6 protein-coding genes are annotated in these 8,134 nt (G+C 61.8%); 4 read left to right on the top strand and 2 right to left on the bottom strand.

Features of this window, described 5'->3' with window-relative positions; translation table 11 throughout:
* The 4 genes from J2045_RS05145 to J2045_RS05130 all read left to right on the top strand — a co-directional run.
* Positions 1 to 1,264: calcium-binding protein (locus J2045_RS05145; protein WP_307370073.1), on the top strand; the 1,264-nt coding region annotated here is incomplete at its 5' end.
* A 150-nt stretch (positions 1,265 to 1,414) separates the two neighbouring features.
* On the top strand, positions 1,415 to 4,264 hold the full coding sequence (locus J2045_RS05140) for a M10 family metallopeptidase C-terminal domain-containing protein (protein ID WP_307370071.1): 2,850 nt from the start codon (positions 1,415 to 1,417) through the stop codon (positions 4,262 to 4,264).
* Between the two features lie 236 nt (positions 4,265 to 4,500).
* The gene (locus J2045_RS05135) at positions 4,501 to 5,541 is read left to right on the top strand and encodes a 4-hydroxyproline epimerase (RefSeq protein ID WP_307370069.1); all 1,041 of its coding nucleotides are present in this window, start codon (positions 4,501 to 4,503) and stop codon (positions 5,539 to 5,541) included.
* A 157-nt stretch (positions 5,542 to 5,698) separates the two neighbouring features.
* On the top strand, positions 5,699 to 6,433 hold the full coding sequence (locus tag J2045_RS05130; protein WP_166601715.1) for a Crp/Fnr family transcriptional regulator: 735 nt from the start codon (positions 5,699 to 5,701) through the stop codon (positions 6,431 to 6,433).
* Positions 6,434 to 6,436: 3 nt separating this feature from the next.
* Here the strand turns inward: J2045_RS05130 and J2045_RS05125 are convergent, their stop codons facing one another.
* Both J2045_RS05125 and J2045_RS05120 read right to left on the bottom strand, forming a co-directional pair.
* Entirely contained in the window at positions 6,437 to 6,865 is a 429-nt protein-coding gene (locus tag J2045_RS05125; RefSeq protein ID WP_166601716.1) for an RbsD/FucU family protein, read from the bottom strand.
* Complete coding sequence (locus tag J2045_RS05120; protein ID WP_307370066.1) at positions 6,849 to 8,093, bottom strand: ROK family transcriptional regulator; 1,245 nt, start codon at positions 8,091 to 8,093, stop codon at positions 6,849 to 6,851. The genes J2045_RS05125 and J2045_RS05120 overlap by 17 nt, the downstream gene beginning before the upstream one ends.
* Positions 8,094 to 8,134: the final 41 nt, after the last annotated feature.

Raw genomic sequence — 8,134 nt, 5'->3', positions numbered from 1 at the left:
CAACGACATCTATATCGTCGACAATATCGGCGATGCGGTCATCGAGACATCGACAGGTGGTACCGACACGATCCGCACGACGCTGGAGCGTTATGCGCTGGGGGCCTGGATCGAGGAGCTGGTCTATACGGGCACGTCGTCCTGGACGGGCATTGGCAACACGCTGGCCAACAGCATTGTCGGCGGGATCGGCAATGACACGCTCTATGGCGGTTCGGGCAACGACACGCTGAATGGCGGCGGCGGCGAGAACACGCTTTACGGCGAGGCAGGCGACGACCGTTTGATTGGCGGGGCGCAGAGTGACATCCTCGACGGTGGCACCGGCAACGACCAGATGAGCGGTGGCGCGGGCGACGATACCTATTTTGTCGATTCGGCGAAGGATGTGATCACGGAAGCGGTGAACGGCGGCATCGACACGGTGCGGGTGACGGCATCGAGCTACACGCTGTCTGCCTTTGTCGACAATCTGGACTATGTCGGGACGGGTGCCTTCAAGGGTGTCGGCAGTGCCGATGCCAATACGATGACGGGCGGTATCGGCGCGGATGTGCTTGATGGTGCGGCGGGCAATGACCGTCTTTACGGCGGGCTGGGCAATGACAGCCTTGTGGGCGGGATCGGCAACGACCTGCTCGACGGCGAGGACGGCGCCGACACGATGGCGGGCGGCGTCGGCAATGACAGCTACCATGTCGACAATGCCGGCGACGTGGTGACGGAACTGGTGTCGGCGGGCACGGATACGGTGTTCACGACGCTGTCGGCCTATACGCTGGGTGGGCATGTCGAGAACCTGACCTTCGAGGGATCGGGTGACTTCACCGGCACGGGCAACACGCTGGCCAACGTCCTGACGGGCGGAGATGGCAACGACACGCTGAGCGGTCTCGACGGCAATGACTGGCTCTCCGGCGGCGAGGGCAACGACATCCTCCTCGGCGGCACGGGGAGTGACAGGTTCTATTTCGATGTCTTCGGCGATGGCAATGTCGACACGATCAGCGATTTCAACAGTGCGGCGGATACGATCCTGCTCGAAGCGGATTTCTTCACGGATGCCGGCGATCTGGGCGCGCTGCTTGAGGCGGCATTCGGGCAGGGAAGCGAAGCGACCACGGCGGATCAGCGGATCCTCCACGATCAGGGCACGGGCAATATCTTCTATGATGCGGATGGCAGCGGTGCCATCGATCCGGTCGTCTTTGCGCGGGTTACCAGCGGGACGCTGCTCGACCACTCCGATTTCTCGCTGGTCTGATGCCCCAGACCCGGTTCGTGGATAGCGAAGATTTTAGGCTTTCCGGTGGTGCGGTGTTTACCGCTTTCCGTAACCAGACTCTAAAACACGGCTGCTAGTTTCCTGATGCGAAATCACCGCAGGTGCGGTGAGGGCATCGTGGAGCATCGCATGGCACTGTCTTCCTGGACCGATCAGCAGGTCATCAACCAGCTCAATTCTGGCTCCAAGTGGTCCGGATCGGTGATCACGTATTCCTTCCCGACGGTCGTGACCGGCATGGCCCGCTATTCCGGTGAGGGAAGCGGCTTCTCGGCTTTCAACGCGACCCAGCAGGCACGCGCCGAACTGGCGCTGACGCTATGGGACGATGTGATTGCAACCTCGATCCAGAAGGTTGCTGCGGGCACCACGAGCTCCGCATCGAACATCGAATTCGGCAATTCCACTTCGGGCGTCAGCTACGCCCACGCCTATTTCCCGACCGTCGGCAGCGTCTGGATCAACAGCGCCTACAATTCCAGCCAGGGCACCAACGACCTGATGACACCGAAGATCGGCGCCCATGGCTTCCTGACCTTCGTTCATGAGATCGGCCACGCGCTTGGGCTCGAACACATGGGTGACTACAACGGCAGCGCCGATGCGCCTTCATCCTACCAGGATTCTACAGTCTATTCGGTCATGTCCTATTTCGGCCCCTCCTGGGGATCGGGCGCGGCGAATGGCCAGGGATTGGTCGCCTGGGCCGACTGGGTCGGGTCCGACGGCAGGCTTTATTCGCCTCAGACCCCAATGATGAACGACATCATGGCCATGCAGGCCATGTACGGCGTCGATACGTCCACGCGCACGGGGGATACGGTCTACGGGTTCCAGTCCAATGTGACAGGTGCGACTGCGGCGATCTTCGACTTCACCCAGAACCTCAACCCGATCATCTGCATCTGGGATGCGGGCGGCATCGATACGCTGAACCTCTCCGGCTGGAATACGGCAAGCAGTATCGATCTCGCGCCCGGGTCCTTCTCGTCGGCCAACAGCATGACGATGAACATCTCGATCGCGCGCGGTGCCTGGATCGAGAACGCAGTGACCGGAAATGGCAACGACACCGTTCAGGGCAATGCTCGCGACAACGTCATCACCACCAATGGCGGAAACGATACCATTCGCGCGCTTGAGGGCAACGACACGATCGCAGCGGGCAACGGCAATGACAGCATCGACGGCGGTGCCGGGACAGACGTAGTGATCTTCCACGACAGCTGGTCGAACATCAGCTGGACATACAGCGTGGCATCCGCGACCTTCACCTTCATGGGGGTCCTGATCGGCACCGACACGATCACGGCCGTCGAGCGATTCGTCGATTCGCTGAATGTCGAGCGCAGCCTGGAATCGCTCCTCGATCCGGACCTTCTCCCGGCACTTGCGTCGGTCGCTGCTGATGCCTCCTCGGTAACCGAGGGCTCTGGCGATCAGACGGCTGTCACCTTCACCGTCACACTGAGCAAGGCGGCGCTTTCGGATGAAACCCTCAGCTGGCGCGTCGCCGGAACAGGCTCCAGCGCCGCCAATGTGCAAGATTTTTCCGGGGCACAGTCGGGCACCGTGTCGTTCGCCGCCGGCGAAACCACCAAGACCATCACGGTCTATCTCGCCGCTGACACGGCTTTCGAGGCGAACGAGACATTTGCCCTGACGCTGTCGGCACCGTCACTCGGCCTCAGCCTCGCCACGGCGTCCGCCGCCGTCACCATCGTCAATGACGATGTTCAGTTGACCCCGATCGTGATGCGAGGCGGCGTGTCCTCCGACACGCTTGTCGGCACGGATGCGATGGAGCATCTTGATGGGGGCAACGGTAATGACACGCTGCGTGGCGGCGGCGGCAATGACATACTGGTCGGTGGAGCCGGCAACGACCTTCTCGATGGCGGAACGGGCAACGATCGCATGGTTGGGGACGCCGGAGACGACACCTACCTCGTCGATTCCATCGGCGACATCGTGACGGAAGTACGGACCGGCAATACGGATACGGTTCGCACGACGCTGCAGGCCTACACACTGACAGCCTGGGTCGAAAATCTCGTTTATGCAGGTGCCGCCGACTTTAGCGGCACTGGCAACGAGCTCGCCAACCGGATCTCTGGAGGGATCGGAAACGATGTGCTGTCCGGCGGTGCCGGCAACGACAGCATCTCCGGTGGCGGTGGCAATGACCGTGTGTTTGGCGGATCCGGCAATGATGTCCTGTCGACGGGGGATGGCGACGACTATCTCAACGGCGGCTCGGATATCGACCGCATGACCGGCGGTGCCGGCAACGACGTCTACGTGGTCGACAATACACGCGACATCGTGGCCGAACTGGCGAATGGCGGTATTGATACGGTGCAGACGACGCTGACCAGCTATCGTCTGGGTGCCCATGTCGAAAATCTCACCTATCTTGGATCATCGTCCTTCGTTGGCTATGGCAATGATCTTCATAACGTTCTGACCGGCGGCAGCGGTGCCAATATCCTGGATGGCGGGCGGGGCGACGACATCCTCTATGGCAATGGTGGCAATGACGTCCTGCTTGGATCTACGGGCATCGACACGCTCTACGGCGGTGCCGGTAATGATCGTCTCGACGGAGGCGCCGGCAATGACTGGCTCTATGGCGGGCTTGGGGTGGATACGCTGACAGGCGGCGCAGGTGCCGACATGTTTGTCTTCGACCAGTTCGGGACAGCCAATTCCGACCGGATCACCGACTTCGATGTGGCACTGGACCAGATCCTGATCGAGGCGGATGTCTTTTCCGACATCGGCTATCTCGGAACCCTGATCGAGCAGTCCTTCGGCACGGGCAGCGTTGCGACAACAGCTGAGCAGCGGATCCTCCATAACAGGACGACTGGCGCACTCGCTTACGATGCCGATGGTGACGGAGCAGGGGCTGCAGTCGTCTTCGCCCATGTGAAGGCGGGCCTGACGCTGTATCACGATGACTTCGCGGTGGTCTGACGACCACCTCCGGACCGGCATATTCCAAAGATGGTGCCAAGGCGCCTCCGGTCGCTTGCTGCCCGGTGCTTGTATAAAAGCACTTGGATATGCGGGCGCACTGATTTAACAGTCTCCGGCAACGTTGCAGTTGGCCTTCTGTGATGTCTCCTCTTGAGGTGATGCACACGCCTGTGCTCTTGAAGGAGAGAGCCCTGCTATGGAGCGGGATGGTCGACCGACTGTGGGATTATGACATGAGATGGAAGCGCACTCTTCAATTGCTCGACGTTCACGCCGAGGGTGAAATCGGCAAGGTTGCCATCGGCGGAGTGCCGAAAATCCCGGGCGAGACGGTGGCGGAACAGTTGCTCTGGCTGAACTCCGATCCCAAGGGCGAGGCGCTCCGGCGCATGCTTGTGCTCGAGCCGCGCGGTGCGCCGATCGGCTCCGTCAACCTGCTGCTGCCGCCGAAGAACCCCTCTGCTGATGCGGCCTTTGTCATCCTGCAGCCAGACCAGGCGCATGCAAGCTCCGGCTCCAACTCGATCTGTGTGACCACGGCGCTTCTGGAAAGTGGCATGGTGGAGATGCAGGAGCCAGAGACCATCGTGATGCTGGAAACGGCAGCCGGTCTCGTCAAGGCGACGGCAACCTGCCGTGACGGGCGCTGCGAGCGGGTCAAGCTGACGATGGTGCCATCCTTCGTCCACGAACTGGATGTTTCGCTCGACACCGAGCAATGGGGCCGCATCACCTTCGACCTGAGTTATGGCGGCATTTTCTACGCCCTGGTCGATGTCGGCCAGGTGGGCCTCACCATCGAGAAGGGCAATGCCCGTGCCCTGGTCGAGGCAGGCATGATCCTGAAAGAGGAGATCAACCGGAAGATCCCGGTGGCCCATCCTGAGATCCCCGCCATTTCCGGTGTCGCCTATGTGATGTTCCGCGATGTCGATCCAGACGGCGCTATCCGGACCTGCACCACCATGTGGCCGGGTCGGGTAGACCGGTCGCCCTGTGGCACCGGAAACTCTGCCAATCTCGCGACGCTGCACGCCCGAGGCAAGGTCGCGGTCGGCGACACGATGCTGTCCCGCTCGATCATCGGTTCTGAATTCGAGGTGGGCCTTGCCGGCCTGTCGGAGGTGGCCGGTCGCCCGGCCGTCATCCCGACCATCAGCGGCCGAGGCTTCACCTTCGGCCTGCATCAGGTCGCGCTCGACCCCTTTGATCCCTTCGAGCGTGGCTTCGCCTTGACCGATGTATGGGGACCATCCTCGGGCTCTATCGGTTGACTTTGCGGCATGTGCATCTGCATTGTTTCAAATTGAGTCAAAAACGATGATGTGCGATAGCCGAATTGTAAGGGTCTTGGTTTCCGCCGTCTTGCTATTGGTCATTGCCAGAGAATAAGTAACCCTCACCGTCATGAACGCGACAAGTAATCCGTAAATGAAAGCAAACGCTACGACAGGTTCGCCCCTGCCGCTTCCGGCAACCACGCTTCCGACGCTGCGCGGATGCACGATCTTTGCTGGGCTGACTCCGGAGGAAGACCGTGAATGGCTTGCGCGCTGCCATTCGCGCACCTTGAGCGCCGGCGAGAGCCTGGTTGATTTCGAGGATATGTCGAAGGATGTCTTCATAGTCCAGACAGGGGAAGTCCGAGCCGTCCTTCGCTTCTCGGTTGGCAAGGAGGCGATCCTCGGCAGCTTCAAACGTGGCGACATTCTCGGCGAGCAGGCCGCGATCGACGACATGGCTCGATCGGCGAGCCTGATGGCGGTCAGTGACGCTACGGTCACCGTCATCCCGTGCATGGTGTTTCTCGATATCCTGCGGCAGCGTTCGGATGTGGCGCTCGCGCTGCTCCAACTGCTCTCCAAGCGCATTCGGGCGATGAACGACCGCCTGTCGGAACTGTCCTTCCTCGATACCAAGCACCGCCTCTACAACACGCTGCTTAGGCTGTCTCGCGTGCGCAACGACGGCGGCCGCGAACGCATTATTTCGCCGCCGCTCGTACATGCGGAACTCGCCGAGCATATCGGTGCAAGCCGCGAGACGGTATCGCGCGAAATGTCGAGGCTGGCGCGCGAGCAGCTGGTGGAGCGCACCAGCCGCGCCATCGTGCTCAAGAACCCGGTGGAACTCTCCCGGCGGATCTCGCGCGCACTCGAAGGCTGAGGTTTACGGGTAGATCACGCCCTTGCGCAGGATGACATTGGCGTAGAGCCGTGGCTCGCCTGTCTGCACCACCGTATGGGCCGCCTTGACGCGATTGTAGAAGTCCGCACCGATAAGCTTCGTGACTGGCACCTTCGGCTCGTGGCTTGCGCAGCAGTCGATGATTTCCTGATGCACGGGATCGACCTGATCCGGCTTGCCGCCGACCACCGAGCGAAAGATTGCCTCCGGCACGAAATCGTCGATCGGCATCACGCTGAGAATAGCGTTCAGCACTGGAACCAGCGCATGCCCGTCGAGGCGCACCAGCCGGCGCGCGTGTTCGAGCGCCGGATAATTGCCGTCGACGATGGCGATCTCGTCGCCATGACCCATGGCGCGCAGGGTGGCGAGAAGCTCGGGACTCAGGAGGGGGTCAATGCCCTTCAGCATGGGTGGTATCCTTGAACAGTACGGTTTGATCGATGAGATAACGGTCGAAGATCGGCAGGCTGGCGCCGCCAATGGCGCGGGCCTGGTCGCCGACCTCGCCTTCGATGATGTCGGGAATGACGACACCCTGAAGGTCGAGGCGGTTCATCGCCTCGATGGTCGCCTTGACCAGTCGGTGGCGGACCCAGGAGGGGAAGCCCCCGTCGATGATGGCGGCGGCAAAGTCGATGATCGAGGCTGCCGCGATGACGGCCTGGGCGAGTGCTGCGGCCGTGTCCTGGATCCAGATCTCAAGCGGTTCGCCGAAATCGATCCATTCTTCCGCCGCATACCAGAGCGGCTGGGGATCGAGCCCGCGCTCGCGCAACAGGTTTTCGAGCACGAAGATCGAGGCGATGTCGAGCAGCTGGCGCGTCTGGCCATGCTTGTCGCGCACGGGAAGCGGCCCGATTGCGCCGGCAGTGCCCGTGCGGCCAACGAAGAGCGATGAATTGACGACGATGCCGCCGCCGATGAACGAGCCGATGTAGAAATAGACGAAATCCGGATAACGCTGGCCGGCGCCGAAGACGAGTTCAGCCCCACAGGCGCTGGTCGCATCGTTGCGCAGATAGACGGGATGCGCCATGCGCGTCTGGACCTCGCCCTGCAGATCGACCTTGCGCCAGATCTCCATGGCGCCTTCTGGCGCGCCGACTTCCTCGGCCCAGTTCCACAGTTCAAAGGGAGCGGCGATGCCGATGCCGGCGATCCTTGCCCGCATCGTCTCGTCCATGTCCGCTTCCATCTCGGCGATCCCGTCACAGATGAAGGGCAGGAGATGATCGGGATGCGGATAGCGATAGGTCCGGTGCCGCTGCTCGCGGATACTGCCGGCGAAGTCCATCAGCACGAGGTCGGCGCTCCGGCGGCCGATCTTCACGCCGAAGGAGAAGACGGCCTCCGGATTGATGAACATCGGCACGGAGGGCTGGCCGACGCGGCCGCGAATGGGCTCGCCGCGCATTAGCAGCTCGTCGCTTTCCAGCGAGCGCATGATGACCGAGACGGTCTGGGCGGAAAGTCCTGTCAGACGCGCGATGTCGGCCTTGGAGCAGCCGGGGTTCTGCCGCACCAGCGAAAGCACCAGCCGCTCGTTATAGGCGCGCACGCGCACCTGGTTCGAGCCGCCGCCGGCGCTCACCCTGGGCGCCGGATCCGCCAGTCGTGCATGATCATCCTGTGACACTGAAGGTCGCTCCTCCCGACCGCTCCCTTTTACGAGAGCGG

It is taken from the genome of Peteryoungia aggregata LMG 23059 (assembly GCF_030814435.1).
Lineage (GTDB): Bacteria > Pseudomonadota > Alphaproteobacteria > Rhizobiales > Rhizobiaceae > Allorhizobium > Allorhizobium aggregatum.
The sequence above is the reverse complement of the archived record's forward strand: the minus strand, read 5'-3'. Positions and strand labels throughout refer to the sequence as shown.